Source organism: Rheinheimera soli, assembly GCF_031457405.1.
Lineage (GTDB): Bacteria > Pseudomonadota > Gammaproteobacteria > Enterobacterales > Alteromonadaceae > Pararheinheimera > Pararheinheimera soli_A.
This window is the reverse complement of the sequence record NZ_JAVDWR010000001.1, coordinates 177,619-198,341: the sequence shown is the minus strand read 5'-3', so window position 1 is coordinate 198,341 and position 20,723 is coordinate 177,619. Positions and strand designations below refer to the sequence as shown.

Annotated in this window: 19 protein-coding genes; all 19 read right to left on the bottom strand. The window is 41.4% G+C overall.

What is annotated here, in order from left to right; genetic code table 11:
* Positions 1 to 52: 52 nt before the first annotated feature.
* Positions 53 to 1,003, bottom strand: coding sequence for a glycosyltransferase family 2 protein (locus J2W69_RS00950; protein WP_310273667.1), 951 nt, complete (start codon positions 1,001 to 1,003; stop codon positions 53 to 55).
* The gene (locus J2W69_RS00945; protein ID WP_310273665.1) at positions 1,003 to 2,328 is read right to left on the bottom strand and encodes an oligosaccharide flippase family protein; all 1,326 of its coding nucleotides are present in this window, start codon (positions 2,326 to 2,328) and stop codon (positions 1,003 to 1,005) included. The genes J2W69_RS00950 and J2W69_RS00945 overlap by 1 nt, the downstream gene beginning before the upstream one ends.
* A complete protein-coding gene (locus J2W69_RS00940) occupies positions 2,310 to 3,329 on the bottom strand; it encodes a GDP-mannose 4,6-dehydratase (RefSeq protein WP_310273663.1) in 1,020 nt (339 codons plus the stop codon). Before J2W69_RS00940 ends, J2W69_RS00945 begins: the two co-directional genes overlap by 19 nt.
* Complete coding sequence (locus J2W69_RS00935) at positions 3,326 to 4,207, bottom strand: NAD-dependent epimerase/dehydratase family protein (RefSeq protein ID WP_310273661.1); 882 nt, start codon at positions 4,205 to 4,207, stop codon at positions 3,326 to 3,328. The genes J2W69_RS00940 and J2W69_RS00935 overlap by 4 nt, the downstream gene beginning before the upstream one ends.
* Positions 4,207 to 5,523, bottom strand: a complete 1,317-nt coding sequence (gene rfbH, locus J2W69_RS00930) for a lipopolysaccharide biosynthesis protein RfbH (protein ID WP_310273659.1) — start codon at positions 5,521 to 5,523, stop codon at positions 4,207 to 4,209. Before rfbH ends, J2W69_RS00935 begins: the two co-directional genes overlap by 1 nt.
* Positions 5,510 to 6,610, bottom strand: coding sequence for a CDP-glucose 4,6-dehydratase (gene rfbG, locus J2W69_RS00925; RefSeq protein ID WP_310273657.1), 1,101 nt, complete (start codon positions 6,608 to 6,610; stop codon positions 5,510 to 5,512). Before rfbG ends, rfbH begins: the two co-directional genes overlap by 14 nt.
* Positions 6,592 to 7,365 carry a glucose-1-phosphate cytidylyltransferase gene (gene rfbF / locus J2W69_RS00920; RefSeq protein WP_310273655.1) on the bottom strand — a complete coding sequence of 258 codons (774 nt, stop codon included), beginning with the start codon at positions 7,363 to 7,365 and terminating at the stop codon, positions 6,592 to 6,594. Before rfbF ends, rfbG begins: the two co-directional genes overlap by 19 nt.
* A gap of 24 nt (positions 7,366 to 7,389) precedes the next feature.
* The gene (locus J2W69_RS00915) at positions 7,390 to 8,379 is read right to left on the bottom strand and encodes a 2Fe-2S iron-sulfur cluster-binding protein (RefSeq protein WP_310273653.1); all 990 of its coding nucleotides are present in this window, start codon (positions 8,377 to 8,379) and stop codon (positions 7,390 to 7,392) included.
* A 61-nt stretch (positions 8,380 to 8,440) separates the two neighbouring features.
* The gene (locus tag J2W69_RS00910) at positions 8,441 to 8,908 is read right to left on the bottom strand and encodes a GDP-mannose mannosyl hydrolase (RefSeq protein ID WP_310273651.1); all 468 of its coding nucleotides are present in this window, start codon (positions 8,906 to 8,908) and stop codon (positions 8,441 to 8,443) included.
* Positions 8,908 to 9,867: a GDP-L-fucose synthase gene (gene fcl, locus J2W69_RS00905; RefSeq protein ID WP_310273649.1), complete on the bottom strand. Its 960-nt coding sequence runs from the start codon at positions 9,865 to 9,867 to the stop codon at positions 8,908 to 8,910. The genes J2W69_RS00910 and fcl overlap by 1 nt, the downstream gene beginning before the upstream one ends.
* A gap of 62 nt (positions 9,868 to 9,929) precedes the next feature.
* Complete coding sequence (gmd, locus tag J2W69_RS00900; protein ID WP_310273647.1) at positions 9,930 to 11,048, bottom strand: GDP-mannose 4,6-dehydratase; 1,119 nt, start codon at positions 11,046 to 11,048, stop codon at positions 9,930 to 9,932.
* 38 nt (positions 11,049 to 11,086) lie between these two features.
* A complete protein-coding gene (locus J2W69_RS00895) occupies positions 11,087 to 12,025 on the bottom strand; it encodes a Wzz/FepE/Etk N-terminal domain-containing protein (RefSeq protein WP_310273645.1) in 939 nt (312 codons plus the stop codon).
* A 160-nt stretch (positions 12,026 to 12,185) separates the two neighbouring features.
* Positions 12,186 to 15,008: an SLBB domain-containing protein gene (locus J2W69_RS00890; RefSeq protein WP_310273643.1), complete on the bottom strand. Its 2,823-nt coding sequence runs from the start codon at positions 15,006 to 15,008 to the stop codon at positions 12,186 to 12,188.
* 412 nt (positions 15,009 to 15,420) lie between these two features.
* Complete coding sequence (gene wecB, locus J2W69_RS00885) at positions 15,421 to 16,545, bottom strand: non-hydrolyzing UDP-N-acetylglucosamine 2-epimerase (RefSeq protein ID WP_310273641.1); 1,125 nt, start codon at positions 16,543 to 16,545, stop codon at positions 15,421 to 15,423.
* A gap of 93 nt (positions 16,546 to 16,638) precedes the next feature.
* Positions 16,639 to 18,060 carry an MBL fold metallo-hydrolase RNA specificity domain-containing protein gene (locus tag J2W69_RS00880; protein ID WP_310273639.1) on the bottom strand — a complete coding sequence of 474 codons (1,422 nt, stop codon included), beginning with the start codon at positions 18,058 to 18,060 and terminating at the stop codon, positions 16,639 to 16,641.
* A gap of 99 nt (positions 18,061 to 18,159) precedes the next feature.
* Complete coding sequence (locus J2W69_RS00875; protein ID WP_310273637.1) at positions 18,160 to 18,648, bottom strand: DUF2802 domain-containing protein; 489 nt, start codon at positions 18,646 to 18,648, stop codon at positions 18,160 to 18,162.
* Positions 18,648 to 19,142: a chemotaxis protein CheW gene (locus J2W69_RS00870; protein WP_008898482.1), complete on the bottom strand. Its 495-nt coding sequence runs from the start codon at positions 19,140 to 19,142 to the stop codon at positions 18,648 to 18,650. The genes J2W69_RS00875 and J2W69_RS00870 overlap by 1 nt, the downstream gene beginning before the upstream one ends.
* Positions 19,143 to 19,182: 40 nt before the next feature.
* Positions 19,183 to 19,941, bottom strand: coding sequence for a chemotaxis protein CheW (locus J2W69_RS00865; RefSeq protein WP_310273634.1), 759 nt, complete (start codon positions 19,939 to 19,941; stop codon positions 19,183 to 19,185).
* A 1-nt stretch (position 19,942) separates the two neighbouring features.
* Complete coding sequence (locus tag J2W69_RS00860) at positions 19,943 to 20,722, bottom strand: ParA family protein (RefSeq protein WP_008898484.1); 780 nt, start codon at positions 20,720 to 20,722, stop codon at positions 19,943 to 19,945.
* Position 20,723: the final 1 nt, after the last annotated feature.

Below are 20,723 nucleotides of genomic sequence, written 5' to 3'. Positions count from 1 at the left end.
CTTGCTCAATAACTACTAAATAGCTCATTCTCTTACTACATTAATCAGAACTTCAATTGAAAAATTTATTAAAATAATTTATTGGCAATCGTAGTATCTTTTTTAGTATACGTATGAAAATTTTTATTTTACTCACCGAAACATTAGTGCTAAAAAAATCGCTAACCGAATGCATGTTATATACAGTAGAATCTTTATACTTCCAAAGCATAACTTGAATTCTAGCGGCTAAATTATTCTTCTCAGCTGGCAAAAAATTTTCAACAAAATGAGCCTTCGCTAAAGCGTAGTGTAATAATAGTTTACCATTTGTTGAAGAGGTACTTATCGAACCTCCATGAGCTCGAAAAAATGCAAGAGGTTCTGTAACATGACCAAAAAATTTATAGTTTGAAGCGGTCAAGAGAAACAACATTAAATCATTACCTATCGCATGCATTGAAAAATCACTTTTTATTTTATTAGGTATGTCAAGCCACAAATTTTTTCTTATATCATTCATCCTGAAAATTGCACAACCTGGGGAAAATGGGGCATCCAAATCTGAAAGTATTTTGTTTATATAATCTACAGAATCGTATATTCCAGTATCCTGCATTTGATAGTGCGTTGTGCCACAATCTGGTTTATCGTCAGTAAATATTTTAACCCCAGTATATACAAAACCAACATCACTTCTCAGCAACGGCAACGTTTTTTCAAGAAAATCTTTCGCTATTAAGTCATCAGACCACAAGATCTTGCCTATTTCTCCTCTGGCCCGCTCAACACAAAGCAACCAATTACGAACAGGCCCAAGATTAACCTCATTTCGAAAAGCCAGAACACGATCATCTTTTTCTGCAAATGCTTGTATTACCCGCCAGGTATCATCTGTACTGGCATTATCAACAACTATAACTTCAATATTATCATGGGTCTGAGCCAATGCAGACTCTAAGGTTTCAGCAATAATATTCTCTCGATTGTATACTGGGATCAGTATAGATACTAAAGGTGTCATTATCTTTTCCTTGCAAGAATTCTATAAACTTGGATTGGGCCTAGAAAGCTGAAAAACGATAAACTAATTATCGTTGCTAAGAGAATACCTTCTAATCCCATATCCAAAACACGCACAAAATAAACTGATATAGGAACATTAACAATTGCGGCAATAACTGCGGTGAATAACTGCAAATTTAATTTATTAACCGCATTTACAAAATACGCAAATACGTTACTCCAAATGGTAAAGGCAATGAAAAGAGCAAATAAATAGTATAAACGTGGAGACACACTGACGAGATCATCAGTCCAAATACTAACGATTATTGGGCCCAATGCAGCCATTAAAAATGTGCAAATAAAAAGAAAAAATGCGATCTTCAACTGTTGTTTAATATTTCGACGGATCCAATCAAATTCACCACGATTATAAGCATCAGAGTAGGCCGGCCAAAGTGGGACAAGTATCATACCGTGTAAAATTGTAATGATACTGAACAGTTTAAATAAAACCTCGTAAGGGGTTACATGTTCAGGACCCAGTAACTGGGTAATTAAAATTTTATCAGTCATAAAAATGACTAACACCGCTAACTGTATAATAAAAAATTTAATACCCAATGATAGCAATGGTTTTATTTTATTGCGGTCAAACTTTCGGCCAGTTGGGATTAGTTGAGGATATCTTTTAAAGAGAAATAAGCTAAGGACGACGTTAGTCAAAACCAACGCAAAACCATAACCGTACACAATTAATAAAATCGAGGGGTCAGTAAAATTATACAGAATAAATATAACTACAAGTGCGAAGCTATTAGACATGCACTGACCTACAACAACTACAGAAGATTTTTGTAGGCCATGATAAATTTGGTTTATCAGACTAATCCAAAAATTAAAAAAAATGAAGAAACTGAGAGTAATTACAGAACTTTTCAAATCTGCTTCGGAAACAAATTGAGTATTAAATATACTCTGCCACGGCAACCATATAGCTGCTATTAGAAAACTCGCAAATAGTATAAAAGAAATTACGCCTATTAGTATATACGCCGTTGAGATGTATTCAGCGGCGTAATTTGAATTATCTTTCGCTATACTTTCAGATACTTTATTTTTTAAGCCATTTCCTATACCTAAATCAAATAACATGACCCACGTTAGTAGTGTGAGCATCGTCGTCCAAATACCAAAACGCTCTGGCCCCAAATATTTAAGCATTATTGGTAAAGCGATGAAAGAAGCAGCTATCGCGACAACTTTATACAAAGCAGATACTTTTAGTTGGGTAAAATAATTGTTGCTTCTAACATTAGATAAACTCACTTGGTCGATACCCATTCAATCATCTTACGGATACCTTCGATCTTGCTAACCTTAGGATGCCAGCCTAAACAATTTTTAGCTTGCGTAATATCGGAAACAAATACCCGCTGATCACTTTCTCTAACCGGCAATTGTTTATAGGTCATTTCAATATCAAGCTCTAGCTCTAAAAAGCTAAATAGCTCTAACAAAGATGACGAGTTATCGATACCACCACCAATGTTAAAAGCTTTTCCTTTTATCTCACTAATTTTTTTAGCCGCTTCCAAGTAGAGAGCAACACAATCAGTTGCATAAAGTAAATCACGTACTTGTTTTCCATTTCCTGAAATTGTGAAAGGCTCCGCCAAATTACCTGTTTTAGTTTCAATAGCCTTTTGTGTAAACCAACCGACCCACCCCTGATCGAATGTTGCGAACTGACGACCACCAAACATAGATGAATGACGAAAAACTGCTGTCTTTAATCCGTAAATTCTTGCAAAATCGAGCATATACTGATCGGCACTCCCTTTGGATGTGCCATAAGGAGAATGAAAGTCTAAGTTAACAGCTTCATCAAAACCATTTGGCTTATCAACACATTCATAGCGGGTTGCGGTCTCTTTATATAGAAATTGCTCAAGATCGCCGTATACCTTATTAGTAGAAGAATAAATAATCGCGCTTTCTGGTGAATATAGGCGTACCGCATTCAGTAGATTAAAACTGCCGCCAACATTTACTTCAAAATCCATTCGAGGATCAGCAATAGATGTTGTCATAGCTACCTGCCCCGCCAAATGGTAAATCACATCAGGTTTATGCTGCTTAATCGTTCTCTCAACATCATTGGTATTTCGTATATCACCGTGGATAAACTCAAATTGACCTTGAGTTCTCAACCATTCTAAGTTTTGATTACTACCAAACCGATAAAGGCTATCGAATATGATTACCTCTTGGCATTGCTTCAATAGCTCACTGGCAATATTTGAGCCTAAAAAACCACAACCACCCGTTATTAAGTACTTCATATACTTTCCTTTAAACTATTTTCGATGCCTTGCTTTAGGCATATTTTTGGTGACCACCCCAAGCTGATTAAGGCCTGATTGTTAACTTCAACCGTCATCATTTCGCCATCACGATAAGGCAATAAACCAAAAGCTAGTGTGGTAGGCGATGCACCAAAATTATCCTCGTAAGCTTGCTTAAGTTGCAATAAAAATGATTTAACCGAAATTAACTTACCAGTCCCGACATCAAACTCACTGAACTGACCCAAACTACGAATGTTATCGAAAACAATTAAGAAAGCAGAAACAACATCGTCGATATAAATAAAATCACGCTGCTGTTCGCCTTTGGTAAGTTTAATTTCTATTTTATTTTGCCTAAGTTGCGATACGACCCAAGGAACAAACTTAGTCGTATCGTCTTTAGGACCGTACATATGTTCAAGCTTCAGATTGATCACCTGAATTTTTTCGGATTGCTGTTTTAACCAATCTACCAACTGTTTTTTTGATAAGCTGTATGCGTTTAACTCTCTTGGCAACATAGAATCCGTGTTTATAAAGGTATTCACATTATGAGCTATTGCAGCATTCAACACCTTTAAACCAAACATAAGGTTACTCTCTACAATAAGATGTAAAGAATCCCCGTTACGTCCATAGTGACAGGCAGTATGAATGACGCAGTCAATCCGTTGCTGTTCAAAAGCAAGTGATATAGGCTCAATGTCAATGTTGTAGCTTACAACACGATCCATGTACTGTTTGATACGCCAAATATCTGAGGTTGAACGTTTTAGAATAACAACTTTATATTCCTGATCTAACAGCGCTTTGAGTAGGTTACTACCCAAAAATCCAGTCGCACCAGTTAATAAAACAGTGGCTTTGGTCATTAGAAATTTACACCAAAGAATTCTTCTAATTTTTCAGCTATGAAATTCAAATGTTCTTCACCTAAACCAGGATAGATACCAACCCAAATAGTGTTGTTCATTGTATTGTCGGTGTTTGTCAGTTCACCTACAACCTTGTAGTCAAGATTATGGAAATATGGTTGTCTGATCAAATTGCCCGCAAACAATAAACGAGTACCAATTTTGTGCTGATCCAGGTATTTAGTCAGGTCAGTGCGATTTACACCAGCTGAGTTTTTCACTGTAATAGGAAAACCAAACCAGGAAGGCTCTGAGTTTTCAGTTGGTTTAGCAACGTCGATATATTCGGATAAAGATTCCAAACGATTCTTTAAATACTCAAAGTTGGAATTACGCTTGGCAATAAACTCAGGAAGGCGCTTCAACTGAGCCAAACCACAGGCAGCTTGCATATCGGTGATTTTGAGGTTGTATCCCAAGTGTGAGTAAGTATATTTGTGATCATAACCAGCTGGTAGACTACCTAATTTCATACTAAATCTGGTACCACAAGTATTGTCACAACCAGGCTTACAGTAGCAGTCACGGCCCCAGTCTCTAAAAGACTCAGCAATACTAATCAACTCTGAGTTGTTGGTGAATACAGCGCCGCCTTCTCCCATAGTCATATGGTGAGCCGGATAAAAGCTCAGCGTTGCGATATCACCCCAGGTTCCAACCATCTTACCATCAAATTTAGCACCCAATGCATCGCAACAATCTTCTACCAACCAAAGACCATATTTTTCACAAAGGGCTTTTACTTTAATCAGGTTAAATGGGTTACCTAAAGTGTGAGCAAGCATAATAGCTTTTGTTTTAGGTGTGATTGCTGCCTCGATCAAATCGGCGTCGATATTATGAGTTGCCATATCCACATCTACAAACACCGGAATAGCACCAAATTGCACAATAGGGTTAACAGTGGTTGGGAAGCCTGCAGCTACACCAATAACTTCATCACCTTTTTTAATTGCTCTTTCGCCTAGTTTTGGCGAAGTCAAAGTGCTGAATGCAACAAGATTTGCTGAAGATCCAGAGTTAACAGTGATCAGATGTTTAATACCGATAAAGGCTGCCAGTTCCTTTTCAAACTGCTCGTTAAAACGACCAGTGGTTAACCAGCCGTCTAAAGAAGCGTCAACCATATACTGTAACTCGGTAGCCCCGATCACTTTACCTGATGGCGGAATTGGAGTCTGACCAGCGATAAATAGCTTCTCCGCATATTGCACTTTGGCATATTGCTCTACTAAATCTGCTATTTGTTTTCTTAACGAATCAGTTGTCTGCATTATTCATATCTCTCATGTAGTCGTTTATTTCTTCTGCACAGGCTTTTTGCATATCATGATTACTCAACCATGCCTGTTGCCACAATATTATTCGCGTTAATGTCTGTTCCAAGCGCCAGGTAGGGCCCCATCCCAAATGCTTTTTGGCTTTTGATACATCTAACTTTAAATAGCCAGCTTCGTGTGGATGAGCGTCGTTATCAAGCTTCCATGAGGAGTTTGGCCACAGCGCTGTCATTTTACTTAAAATCCAATCTACTGGTTTAGCATCGCCTTCAAAAGGACCAAAGTTCCAGCCTTCTGCATACTTAGTTGGCTCTTCATAGAGTTTCTGGGCTAAAACCAAATAGCCTGACAATGGTTCTAAAACGTGTTGCCAAGGCCTGGTCGATTTAGGGTTGCGAATCACTACAGGCTCGTTGCGTTCAAATGCACGCAAAATGTCAGGGATCAGGCGATCATCAGCCCAATCGCCTCCACCAATCACATTACCAGCCCGAGCAGAGGCTAAGCCAATGCCTTTATCTTGCATAAAAGAACGTCGGTAAGCGGATGTGACCAATTCAGCACAGCCTTTAGAACTGCTGTATGGGTCAAACCCCCCCATAGCTTCATCTTCCCTATAGCCCCACTCCCACTCTTTGTTCTCATAACATTTATCTGTGGTTACACTAACTATCGATTTAAGATGCTTACAACCTTTCGCAGCTTCTAACACTTTAGCTGTACCCATAACATTAATATCATAGGTCTCCAAAGGCTCTCTGTAAGACAAACGAACTAATGGCTGAGCAGCCATATGGATTAATATCTCTGGCTCAAATGCCAACATGCTGGATTTTAATTGCTCAAAATCACGTATATCGCCAATCTCAGATTCAACCAAGGTTTCAACATGAGCTTCATTATACAAGCTTGGTGTTGTCGGGGGCTTCAGCGCATATCCTTTGACTTTTGCCCCCATCAGATGCAGCCAAATAGACAACCAACTGCCCTTGAAGCCTGTGTGGCCAGTGACGAATACGCGCTTGTTACACCAAAAGTCTGGATTAACCATAATATTCTCTTTTATTCCCACACTTTCCATGGAGCTTTGCCTGACTGCCACAACGTTTCCAAATGGACTTTATCACGCAATGTATCCATAGGTTGCCAGAAACCATGATGCTCATAAGCCATCAGTTGTTTGTCTTCAGCAAGACCTATCAAGGGCTCTTGTTCCCATATAGTTGAGTCTGCAGCAATACGATTAAGCACTTTAGGAGACAAGACAAAGAAACCACCGTTAATCATGGCCCCATCGCCTTTAGGTTTCTCTTTAAAGCTCAGAACCTGGCCTTTATTTATATCGAGCGCGCCAAATCGACCTGGCGGATAGGTCGCAGTTAAAGTTGCTTCCTGTCCGTGTGCTTTATGGAAAGCTATAGTTTCAGCAATATTAATGTCACCAACACCATCACCATATGTAAAGCAAAATGCTTCTTCGTCTTTAACGTAATCTGCAACACGTCTTAAACGACCACCAGTCATAGATTCATCGCCCGTATCCACTAAGGTTACAATCCAAGGCTCAGCTCGTTTCTGATGAACTTTCATTTGATTATCATGCATAGTGAAGGTAACATCTGATTGGTGCAAAAAGTAATTAGCAAAATACTCTTTGATTACATAACCTTTGTAACCACAGCAAATGACGAACTCATTTACACCATGAGCTGAATACATTTTCATGATATGCCAGAGTATTGGTTTACCACCTATTTCGATCATAGGTTTAGGTCTTGTGCTCGTCTCTTCACTGAGTCTGGTACCAAGGCCACCGGCAAGGATCACTGCTTTCATCTGTTCATTTCCTATTTAAGTAATCTAATAACTTTGCACAAAAGCGTCTGAGTAGAATTTATTTTCGGCTAATCCGGCAGCTAAAAAGCTCTCCTGTGCCGACTTAATCATCATATTAGAACCACAAGCGTATACAGCTGATCGAGCCATATCATGGCCCGATTCTAATGCGACATTCTGAACATAACCTGTCTGATGAGGCCAGCTATCTTCCTTTCGTGATAAAACATAATTCACAGCTACTTGTAACTTTTTAAACGAATGTGTCCAGAAAAAATCTTCAGGAAAACGATTACCCCAATACAAGCTGATTGTGCCGCTTTGTACAAAATCCGGGTCATTGTCTAAACCAGACAGAATTGAAATAATTGGCGCTATGCCAGTTCCTGTCGCCAAAAATATTAGGTCCTGTTTGCTGTCACGCAAAAAGAATGTCCCCTTAGGGCCTTCTATTCTTAACAGGTCATTGTCTTTCGCCTGATTAAACCAGTAGTCACTCATTTGACCGTTTTCGAAACGTTTAATGTAGAGAACTAATTCGCTATGTTCAGCAGTGCTTGCTATCGAATAACTTCTGCGAATGCTTTTAGGGCCAATGATATCTATATATTGGCCTTCAAGAAACTTAAAATGAGCTGTTGGAGGAAGTCTGAGCGTGACACTGATAAGTTCATCAGAAAAACGAGTTAACTGCTTAATACGACATGGTAAAGTTTTAATATCTATGCCATGTAATGCAGCAAGATCTTCAGCATCAATCAACAGGTCTGAGGTTGGAGCACAACAACAGGTAAGAACTTTATTCTCCATCCTATCATGCTCTGTTAGTGCGAGTTGCTCTTGCAGTTCAGTTACCCTGCCGGAAATCACCTTTGTTTTACACACACCACACTGACCCGTCTTACAGCTATACTCAAAAACTAAACCAGACTTGAGCGCCGAATTCAAAATAGTTTCAGTAGTATTCCCGACGAACTGTTTTGCTTCACGCGTCTGTATTTTTAAATCATTCATATTTAATGCTCTGAACTCTCAGCTATTCTGCATCTAAATCTAATTTTAAATAAGTTGCCATCTAATTCAGATAACTTAATAAGTCTGAAAGAAATACCTTGCTAAAACAATGTATTGTCTCATCAACGGCAACATCTTTAATAGCCACCCAACGATAATCATGATGTTGTATCAGAGGAAGCTGTAGTTCTGCGCTATTTACCAACATGAAATGTGGAGCATTAATATAATGAGTTGACACTGACTCATCAAAACAACTATTTTCGTAGAAATGGTCATAGATACCAAGCATTATAAAACGTTCGCGTTCAAATGATTTTCCAAGCTCTGCCTCAGTTATACGTCTAAAAGCATCAACTATAGTTTCGCCTTTATACATACGCCCACCTGGTACAAACCAAAACCCGCTTGCCGGCTCGTTCTTACGTAAACCAACCAACATTTCATGCTTTTCATTCAGCACAACCAAATCAATAGAAAACAGTGGAGCATTTTTTACCACCTGTCTGAAATCGTCTACGCTGAGCATTATTTTCTAAATACGTCCAGGTTGTCTAAAAACCACTCATAAGTGCTTTTTAAGCCTGACTCCAAGCCTACAGAATATTGCCAGCCAAGCCCTTTAAGACGGTCAACATTCATCAGTTTGCGTGGAGCGCCATCAGGTTTAGTGCTATCCCATACAATATCACCGGAGTAACCAACAACCTTAGCTACAGTTTCTGTCAGTTCTTTTATCGTACAATCTACGCCTGTCCCTACGTTGATATGGCTTAACATAGGACTTGTGTGCTTCTCATAAGTTGTTTTATCGAGTTCCATCACAAAAATACTGGCCGCTGCCATATCATCAACATGCAAAAACTCGCGCATTGGCGAGCCTGAGCCCCAAGCGATAACTTGTGGTGCTTTAGCTAATTTTGCTTCATGAAAACGTCTTAACAAGGCCGGTATAACATGGCTGTTATCCGGGTGAAAATTATCATTAGGACCGTACAAATTTGTTGGCATTACACTACGATAATCACGGCCATATTGCCGATGATAACTTTCACATAACTTTATACCTGCAATTTTCGCTAAGGCATAAGGCTCATTGGTTGGCTCCAGAGTGCCGGTCAATAACGCGTCTTCAGCCATAGGCTGAGCAGCAAGTTTCGGGTAAATACAGCTGGACCCAAGAAACAGTAACTGTTGTACATTGTTAACATGAGCAGCATGAATAATGTTGGCTTGTATCATTAAGTTTTCATAAATAAAGTCGGCAGGGTACGTATTATTGGCGATAATGCCCCCGACCTTGGCTGCAGCTAGGTAGATCTGATCTATCTGCTGTTCAGCAAAAAACTGCTGAACAGCAGCCTGATTAGTCAGATCTAACTCTTTGCGAGTTTTGGTAATAACCTCTGCAGTACCACTTTTTTCAAGCTGCCGCACTATAGCTGAACCAACCATACCGTTATGACCGGCAACAAATACTTTTTTCATGAAAACCTCAAATATGAAAACCACAATACACAAAATGTATTGTGGTTTCAGAATACTGATACTTACTCAACAGATACTGGCAACTCATAGCCATGCGCTTTTAATAAAGCATGGCGTTTTGCTGATTTTAGATCGGCTGCAACCATTTCAGCACACATTTCCTGTGTAGTTATTTCGGGCACCCAACCCAATATCTGCTTAGCTTTCGTTGGGTCACCCAACAAAGTTTCTACTTCAGCAGGACGGAAATAGCGAGGGTCGACTTTTACAATAATATCCCCCACTTTCAGTGCAGGAGCGTTGTCGCCGTCAATTTTTTCAACAATGGCAACCTCGTCAACACCAAGGCCTTCGAAACGCAAAGTTATGCCTAATTCCTTTGCCGACCAGCTGATAAACTCCCGAACCGAATACTGGACGCCAGTGGCAATTACAAAATCATCTGGCTGTTCTTGCTGCAACATCATCCACTGCATGCGTACATAGTCTTTGGCATGACCCCAGTCACGTAAAGCATCCATGTTGCCCATATAAAGGCAAGACTCTAAACCTTGAGCAATATTAGATAAACCACGGGTAATTTTACGGGTCACAAAAGTTTCGCCACGGCGCGGAGATTCGTGATTGAATAAAATACCGTTGCAAGCATACATGCCATAGGATTCACGGTAGTTCACTGTAATCCAGTAGGCATACATCTTAGCAACCGCATAAGGAGAACGAGGGTAAAAAGGTGTAGTCTCTTTCTGCGGTATTTCTTGCACTAACCCATAAAGCTCAGACGTTGACGCCTGATAAAAACGGGTTTTCTTTTCTAAACCCAATAAACGAATTGCTTCCAAAAGACGTAGAGTGCCCATAGCATCTACGTCTGCAGTGTATTCAGGTGATTCAAAACTCACGGCTACGTGACTTTGCGCTCCTAAGTTATATACTTCATCTGGCTGAACTTCCTGCAGAATACGAGTCAGATTTGAAGAATCGGTAAGATCACCATAATGAAGGATAAAGTTTTTATTATCGATATGTGGGTCCTGATAAATATGATCCACACGTTGTGTGTTAAAAGATGAAGCTCGGCGTTTAATACCATGAACTTCATAACCTTTTTCCAATAAAAACTCGGCCAAATAAGAGCCATCTTGACCTGTTACACCAGTGATTAACGCTTTTTTCTTCATTATAAATGCCTATATCAATTAAAAATTTTATCTACTATTCACTTTCTTAGTCTTGGAAAGAGCAGGACAACAAAAACTCCGAAAATGCAACCAAAAAAGCTGGTAACAATGACAATAATCGAACGTCTCGGCTCATATTTCATTTCAGGAACAAACGCCGAATCAATCATTTTGAACATATATTCGTCACGAGAATTTGCAAGCATCAAAGTTTTAGTCTGTTCTTCAATTAATGAAAATAAAGTTGCTTTAACCTCAGATATATTAGTTTTTAAAATTTGTTGCTCTAAATACACAATACTTTTTTCAGCCTCTTGAATATCTTTTGACTTCATATCCTGATTTATGTCAGCAACTAGCCAGTCAAGTATCTGCTTTGCGAAAAACGGAGAATAATGTTTAAATTCCAAAGTAATCAATCCTGATTTTATGTCTTTTGATAATTTAAAAAGATCACTAAAAACAGCATAAGCCTCTTGCATCGATGGCTCAGGTTTTCTTGGTGCTTTAACATCTCTTATCCAAGACATATCCTTAACACTATATAAACTCTGGTCGATAGCTAACGTATTACTTTGCCGATCCCAGCCTTTAGCTGCCATAAGTTCCACTAGTATATTGTGTTTCCTAATAAATTTTGAAATGAAATCTCTGGATTGTAGAGTCTGTAAAGCTATTGTTGTCTTGTCTATTCCACCAGAACCTAAATTTACTCCTGCCATTGCAGCTAAACCACCTAACTGCCCGGGTAATACACTGGAATTTTTTTGTTCAGCAGGAACCATTAACAATTCACTTCTGTATATATCACTCAAACTTAACGAGTAATAAATCGAAAAAGCACCAAATAAAAAGGTAACTAAAATTACGGTAAGTTTTCCCTTCCATATCAGTGACAGCAGGCCAATTAAATCTATCTCATCATTCTCAGACTTATTCGAATAGCTAACATTAACTTTATCTTTACTATCAACCATTTAGAAATACCAATATTAAAACAAATGGGGAACACTCGCATAAATTCATCAGCATCGTGATACATAATGATTTACTATTTAACTATCTTCGCAAAGTATCAGACAGAGAAACGAGAGACATTACTATGAAACTACTTTGCTGTGGAAACGCTCACTATTATCAAAATGAATTCAAAGCAGCTAAAGCCACAGCTGACTGATAGAAAATCTGGGTTACGGAGGTCCACAATGACAAGCTGTCTTTATATTCGGTATCTACCGGCACTACGATAGTGTCACCAGGCTCTAAGCCCGTTTTAACTACAGCAAACCAACCTTTACTTTCAGGCAGAGTGACAGAACCATCAGCTTTAATTACATAAATACGATCTACATCCGCTCGCTTACGTGTGCCACCGGCCAGTTTCAAATAATCTTCGAAAGATAAGTCCTTCTGATATCTGTGGCTACTGGCATGCTGCACTTCGCCTACGATCGAAATGGTGTTGTCATTACGTGGTACATAAAACAAGTCGCCATCCTGTACCTGTACGTCATAGTCAAATGTGCCAGTAAGAAGAGACGGTAAATCCAAAACTAAACGACCTACGGGCTGTTGTTTTTCAAGCTGCTGAATCATCAGCAAAGCATCTTCAGCTGACACAGTACTATCAGCTTGCGAAAGGCTTTTAGTTGCTATATCTGCTCTTAACTGGTCAGCTAATTTCTTGATTTGAATACGTTCCCGCTCTTTAATATCTTCACGAGTGTAGATTGCACCTTGCACAAAAGCATTATCGTTTAAACCGCCAGCACGCTGAATAACACTGGATAACATTTCTCCACGCTGAATGGTGTAACGGCCTGGAAAACGGACTTCACCACGCAGCTCAATAGCACGTTCAATATTCCAATCAGGTACAGAGAATACGTTCAAGCGATCCCTGTCTTGCAGTAAAACTGATATTTCACCAGCAAAAACTCTGGACAGATCAACGGCAATATTTTGTGCTTCAATACCATTTTTGTCAGAAGCTAACACAGCGCGAGTCAGTTCGGCACGGTTTAAGTAAGCTGACTGTTTTAAACCACCAGCAGCATCTATTAAAGAAGCAACGTCAGAGTTTTCAGCTCGAGGATACTCGCCAGGAACCTTAACTTCACCTGAGACAGAAGCAATCATAGGATCAGCACCGCGGCGAACCTGAGCCTTTAACTTTTGTAGCAATGGATGCAATAATTCTGTTCGGCTAAAACTCGCAGACAGTGTTAATACTTCTTTGTCGCGGAAAATTCGTGACATGACGTCTTTCATAACAGCAGGAAGCGCGTCTATGCCCATATCTACAGCGTCAATAGTATTCTTGTTTGCTCCGGATGTATCTCTGGCACTAAGTGTAGTACTTGAGAGTTCTTTGGCAGGCTGGATTAATTGCTGATCACCTATCCGCGTTGTCTGCCCTTGCAGAAGCATATTGGTTTGTCGTCTTTTATCTACGTCCAACATTTCGCTGAATGCTCTGGACGTCAGATCTTCTGACGCAGTCCAACGCATATCTGGCATCAGCTTGTAACGGTCGGTAATTTGTTTACGCAGGTAATCGTTGAGTTTATTGCGTTGAATATATTGATCTGCATGGTGGAACACCAACACTAAATCGCGTGGTTTTAAACTTAAGTTTGCAGGACCCGAAGGCTGATTGATTGCTTCAGCAAGGCTGAATTGCATCACTTTAACATCGCCGGCATTGTTAACCTCACGCACAACCAAGGCATAGTCCAAATCTGCCGTCATATGTAAATCAGACCAAAACGACTTAATTAAATCACTGATGCGAATACCTTGTTGCCAGGCATAAAAACCTGGACGAACCACAGCACCTGCTACTGTGACGACATTCTCAATACGTGGAGATGTTTCTGCTATACGCAATAAATCACCGTCACGTAAAGCCATTTGACGGTTTACCGCATTGGTTAAATCTAAGTTCAGTAAATCGCGCAGGTTGTTGCTATTGTAGCGCTCAAGCACCACTGACTGAGGATAAGCTCCAGCTTTGGTGCCACCCGCCATATTTAACAAGGTATCAATGGTTTCGCCAGATTTTACTTCGTATATTGCTGCGCGTTTAATTTCACCAGTGATCTGCACTGTAGCTTTCATCGGCGCTACAAAGACCACATCGCCATGTTGCAGTTGAATATCGCCGGAGCTATCGCCACGCAACAATAATTCATATAAGTCAAAACGCCCCACTGTAGCACCAGCTCGTTTAACCTGAATATCGCGTAAACTGCCTATGTCTGAAACACCACCAGCCAAATACAAAGACTGAGTCACAGTGGTTAAAGCCGACACAGCAAACATCCCTGGAGTCTTGGCTTCACCTGCAACAAAAATATTGATAGTACGCAACTTGCCCATAGTAATAGCAGCATCGACACCAATCATGGCTTCTCGTACTTTGTTCGCAATTACATCAGATGCTTGAACCACTGATAAACCACTAACATTGATTGGACCAATCTCCGGCAGATTCACTGAACCATCGCGGCCAACAATCAATTCTTCGCTACTATTTTGCTTACCAAATAACTGTAACAATAAAATATCGTCAGGACCTAACCTGTAGTTTTCTGGCACCGGCGCGTTGTCTACCGGAGCAAAAGTACTAATTTGCGAATTAAACATGTTCATACCGAAGCGCTGATTCGCTTTTTCTCCTTCGGTCAATTGTTCAGGATACTGAGCAAACTGCGAGTCTATGTTTTCAATGATAGCGCCTTGTTGTTGCGGCACTAAAACCTGGGGTTGAGCCTGTTGATTTAGCGAACTCGCAGAATTTACAGGTACATCTATACCGTACTGTTTAGCTAAACGTTGCTGCTCGGCCGGAGATAATTTTTTAAACTGAGCCATCATTGCAGGCGAAGGTGTCACAGCAGACACAGGCAATGCAGCAAACAAGGCTGCCAGCACACAAGTTTTCAACAGTTTTAGCACGCTACAACTCCAGTTAGTGTATTTGTTGGATCCAGTATAAGGCCCATTTAGTTTACCTGTTTCGCTTGCTTTTCCAAACTGAAACTGCGAGTAAATACAGACTTACTGCTCGGCCAAGCTGGCCATGCTAAGGTAGTTTTTTACCTATTTTCGTCAGCAAACAAAAACCGAACAGAATACTGATCTTTTTAAATGATTTTGTATCAAACTAGCTGTATGCCAGAAGTAACTCAGCGAGGATTATTCTGCACATCCTTATGCCAAAGGTCCTTTACAATTTTAACTCAACGAAACTGGGCGCGACTTTAACGAATTACGCTATTTTTGTCCATTGGAAATTTGTTTCTTAAAAACAACAACGGCGAAACACTTAATTACATTTCACCGCTGTTGTCCATTCAACACAGGTCTATCAAAAGCTGGTTTTAATTGCCTCAATAATACGTTCACAAGCTTTGCCGTCGCCATAAGGGTTATGGGCAAAACTCATTTGCTCATAATAGGCTTTGTCTGTAAGTAAACGACTGACTTCGCGCACTATAACATCAGCATCTGTTCCCACTAGTTTTACAGTGCCCGCAGCTACAGCTTCTGGCCGTTCAGTCGTATCACGCATCACCAGTACAGGTTTGCCCAAAGAAGGCGCTTCTTCCTGAATACCACCTGAGTCGGTCAGCACCACTGTGCTGCGGCTCATCAGGTACACAAAAGGCAGATAGTCCTGAGGTTCTATTAAGTGTACGTTGGAGGTGTCGCTTAATAAACGAAATACAGGTTCACGCACATTGGGGTTTAAGTGCACAGGGTAAACAACGTCTGTGTCGGGGAATTGCTGAGCTATTTGTTTTAAGCCAGCACAAATTTGTTCAAAACCATCCCCAAAGCTTTCACGTCTGTGCCCTGTGACGAGCACTAAACGACGACCGTTTAGGCCATAAGGAAATTGTTGTTCAAAGTTTTTGGTTAAGTTGGCATCGCCATCAATTTTTGCAACCACCTGATGCAAAGCATCAATCACCGTATTTCCTGTCACTACTATGCCAGCAGGATCGATATTTTCATTCAACAGGTTTTGTTTTGAGGTGTCCGTTGGCGCGAAATGTAGCTTAGTTAAAGCACCTGTTAACTTTCGGTTCGCTTCTTCAGGCCAGGGGCTGTAAATATTGCCGGTACGAAGCCCAGCTTCAACATGCCCTACCGCAGTTTTTTCATAATAACAAGCCAAAGCCGCCGCAAAAGTGGTGCTGGTATCGCCATGCACCAACACTATGTCAGGTTGGAAATCTCGCAGAACAGGTTTGATATTTAACAGAATGCTGGTGGTGACATCATATAAGTCCTGACCAGCTTTCATAATAGCCAGATCGTAATCCGGCACTATATTAAACAGTTTTAATACCTGATCCAGCATTTCTCTGTGTTGGCCTGTCACACAAACTTTGCTCTCAATACCTGGGGTTTCTTTTAACAGATTCACTAAAGGCGCCATTTTGATGGCTTCGGGTCTGGTACCAAACACACTCAATACTTTGATCATCACTACATCCATTGAATTCAAACTGAAACTGCTGAAATGGTATCAGAATTTATGCTGTGGCGGCAGAGTAAAACAGCTTGCCTGAACACTAACTTAAGTAACTCCAATAACGACCTTGTGGCCTCTGGCTTCCAGCTGCTTTTTCAGCTCAAGTTTGGCTTCTGTGTCGCCATGTACCAAACGGATTTGTTCAGGCACCTGGTGCATACCACTGACAAAATGCAATAAATCCTGTTGATCGGCGTGGGCAGAGTAACCACTAAGTTGGATCACTTCAGCATGTATAGGGTAGTCCTCGCCATCAAGCTGAAGGTAGCCCCCTGTTTTTGCATACTTAATTAATGCGGCGCCCGGAGTGCCACGGGCCTGATAACCCATAAACAGAATTTGATGACGCGCAGAAGCTAATAAAGCTTTCAGATAATTCACTACACGGCCACCTGCACACATGCCGCTCGCTGCAATCACTACAGCAGGTCGGCCTGTATCTGCCAGATGCCTGACAACTTTTTGATGATCCTCATGAGTGTTGACGGTAAGCAACTGCTCAAACTGCAATGGATGCCGGCCCTGTTGCAGCCTCTGTTTTGCTTCGTCATCCCAGAACTGTTTTAATTCTTTATATACAGAGGTGAAGTCAGCAGCTAAGGGCGAGTCGACAATAATGTCCAGTTGCTCCCAGTTCAGCTCTTGATGAATAGCCTGGCCCTGCATACGATGAATAATATCTTCAAGCTCGTACAACAATTCCTGAGTACGACCTATGCTGAATGCAGGAATAAGCACAGTGCCATTATCACTCAGTGCTTTTTCCAATATCTGCTGTAAACGCTGCTGACGATTTTTCCGATTCTGGTGATTCTTATCACCATAAGTGCTTTCAAGCACCAGTAAATCGGCACTATCAAGCGGGGTAGGATCAGGTAACAAAGGGGTATCACGGGCGCCTAAGTCTCCTGAAAACACAGCTTTATACCAGCCTTGTTCTGTATTTGGGTTATTCGACGGGATCTGATGGCGAATTTCGATATAGGCAGAGCCCAGAATATGGCCGGCGTTTTGAAAACGCAACTGAACAGCTTCTGCGCTGCTTTCCAGTTCATACCAAGAGTTGTAGTCACAAGGACGTAGCTGGCGTGATACTGCTTTGATAAAAGCATTGATCAGCTTTTCATCTCTGGTGATGCCCATTTTTAATGCATCTTCTAATACCAGCGGCAGCAGTAAAGCCGATGCTTTGCTGCAATAGATGGGCCCTTTAAAACCTGCTGCTATTAAATAGGGAATACGACCTGCATGGTCAATATGCACATGAGTCAGCAAAAGCGCCTGAATACCCTCAAGCGGAAAATCGATCTGCGCTGAATCTGCACCTGCTTTGCCCCTTCCCTGCTCTACGCCTTGAAATAAGCCGCAATCGATCAGAACGCTTTGTTGCTCATTGAAAAAATACTGATGGCAGGAGCCTGTTACGCCGTCGACAGCTCCGTGATGGATAAGAGTTGGATTGTGCATAGCAGTGCCCTGTGAGCTTCATCCTTGTACGAAAAACTATAGTCATTTAATAAAAAAAAGACCAAGCCCGTATAGAATTCAGCCAGACAAAAGGAGTGGTTATTTAGTTTGCTTATGCAGGTTAAACAGCAGTTCGGCTTCCGCCTGTGGCAGTTCACATTCGAGCATAATTTCATCCAGGCTAGCACCCAAATGGACCATTTTCATCGCTCTGCTGTAAATTTTTGACTCCGGATCAAACAAATGCAGCGATTTTTGTTGTTCGGCCAGCTCAGCAACCTGCAACATACCCTGCCCTAAGTGACTTTCCAAAGTGAGCACACGTTGCCCGACTCCAATTACGGTAGAACGTAACTCTTCTACATCCTGGTGGGCACGTTTAAGCTGTTGTGATTGCTGTTCCAGTTGCTGGCTCAATTGCTCCAGGTGTTGTTGTTGTTGCCAGCTGGCTGCTGCGTTTTCATTAATGATATCCAGCAGCTTTTTACTTTGACGCGAAGCCAGCGCTGCCATACCTACAGACAGCAACAAAATGGCCACTATTCCCAGTAGCCATATCCATGAAAATTCAGTCAGAAAATTAGCCATTAAATGCTACGGATCTCTTCCCATTCGTCATCAGACAGCAGTTTATTCAGATCCACCAGGATCAGTAATTCACCTTCGCGGTTAGACACACCCTGGATAAACTTGGCGCTTTCGTCTGTGCCTACGTTGGGTGCTGTGTCAATTTCAGACTGTTTCAGATACACCACTTCAGCCACGCTGTCGACCATAATGCCAATCACCTGGCGCTCTGATTCGATGATCACAATGCGGCTGTTGTCAGTGACTTCTGAAGGCGGCAAACCAAAACGGGCGCGGGTATCAATAACAGTGACTACGTTGCCACGCAAATTGATAATACCCATAACATAATCAGGCGCACCAGGCACCGGGGCTATGTCTGTATATCGCAGAACTTCCTGCACCTGCATGACATTAATACCGTAGGTTTCTTCCTGCAGTTTAAAAGTCACCCATTGCAGCACTAAGTCTGTGACTTCTTTAGTTTTGCCAGATTGTGCTGTTAAATTACTCATGCATAGCTCCTACCCAGAAGTTAAATTCTTTTACACTTAATCAGTGCTGACTATTCATACCCTTTGCCAATAAAGCAATCAGAGCGTCTACGTCCAGCAAAGCACACATATGTTGTTTTATTAAACCAGCGAGCCAAGGCCTTTTGCCTTCGGTTTCCCGCCACTTTACTTCGTCTTGCTCTAAGGCAATGGTGTTGACCAAAGTATCACAAGCCAGGCCCCAATGGCTATTGCCCAGCATAATAACATATTGATAGTTTAGCTTTTCTGCCAGCTCCTGGTCATATTTTTCTGGCATGACCCAAAGCGCAGTATCGACCACATTAATTTTTTGCTCGCGGTACAACATCACACCTTTTAGCCATTCAGGCTGACCTGGTAATGAGCTAATCGGCATCATCTTATGAATACCGCCCAGCGCTTTCAGAGGTAATGCGACTTTTAAACCCGCCACTGTAAAAAACAACGCCTGAAAACGGCCTTTTCTGTAATCTTTTACTACAGGTGCCGTAGCTTTTACTGCAGGAACAACAGGCGCCACCTTCACCTGTTCAACCACAGGGGCAAGCGGAGCCACCACAGGCGCTTTTACAACAGGAGCTGTCACTGGTGCCACAACGGCTGGTTTTGCGATCACCGGGGCTTTAACAGGAGCCACAACAGGGGCCGATACCGGAGCCAGCAGTTCATTCAGTTGCTGCTTTTTCGCTTGCTGAATAGGCGTTTCGACCACGTCATCGGTCAATAAAGCATTTAAATAATGCTTCATGACTTTTTGGCTGGCTTGTAAATCGCTCATCTTAGTTCTCCGGCGCTAACTGCAATAAATAGGTTAGCAACGTATTGTAAGCAAAGACCCCACGGGATTTTGGCGCGAATACAGGGGGTGGAGTCTGGGCCAGACTGGCATCACGGAATTTAGTGTCAATAGGAATAACAGCTGACCACACCCTTTCCTGATACTGAGCTTTTAAGGCTTTATAAGCATCCAGTGAGGCTTTGGTTCTTTTGTCGTACATAGTCGGCACTATGGTAAAAGCGTAATCCTGCGGCGCTGAACTGTGCATCAGTTGCATAGTGGCAATCATTCGATCCAGGCCTTTTAATGCCAGAAACTCAGTCTGCACCGGTATTAAAATACGGTCACAGGCGGCCATGGCGTTCACCATCAGCACCCCAATAACCGGAGGGCAATCAATCAGCACATAGTCATAGTCGTTTTCAATTTTTTGCAGAGCTTTTTTCAGAATAAGCCCCATACCACCTTGTTGACCATGAGAACGGTCAAGAGTGGCCAGCGCCATAGAAGTAGGCAATATATCCAGATTAGGCATACCGCTTGGGCAAAGTGACTGCAAAATTTCTTCGCCGGTAATGTCTTTACCACGCAGAAAAATATCATAAACGCTGACTTCCAGCTCTTCAGCATCAATGCCAAAATAGTAGGTAAGCGAGCCATGAGGGTCAGTATCGATCAGTAAAACACGATGGCCACGCTGTGCAAGCAAAGCGCCTAAGGTTACTGTAGTGGTAGTTTTTCCAACCCCACCCTTTTGATTTGCGATAGTCCAAACAACCAAT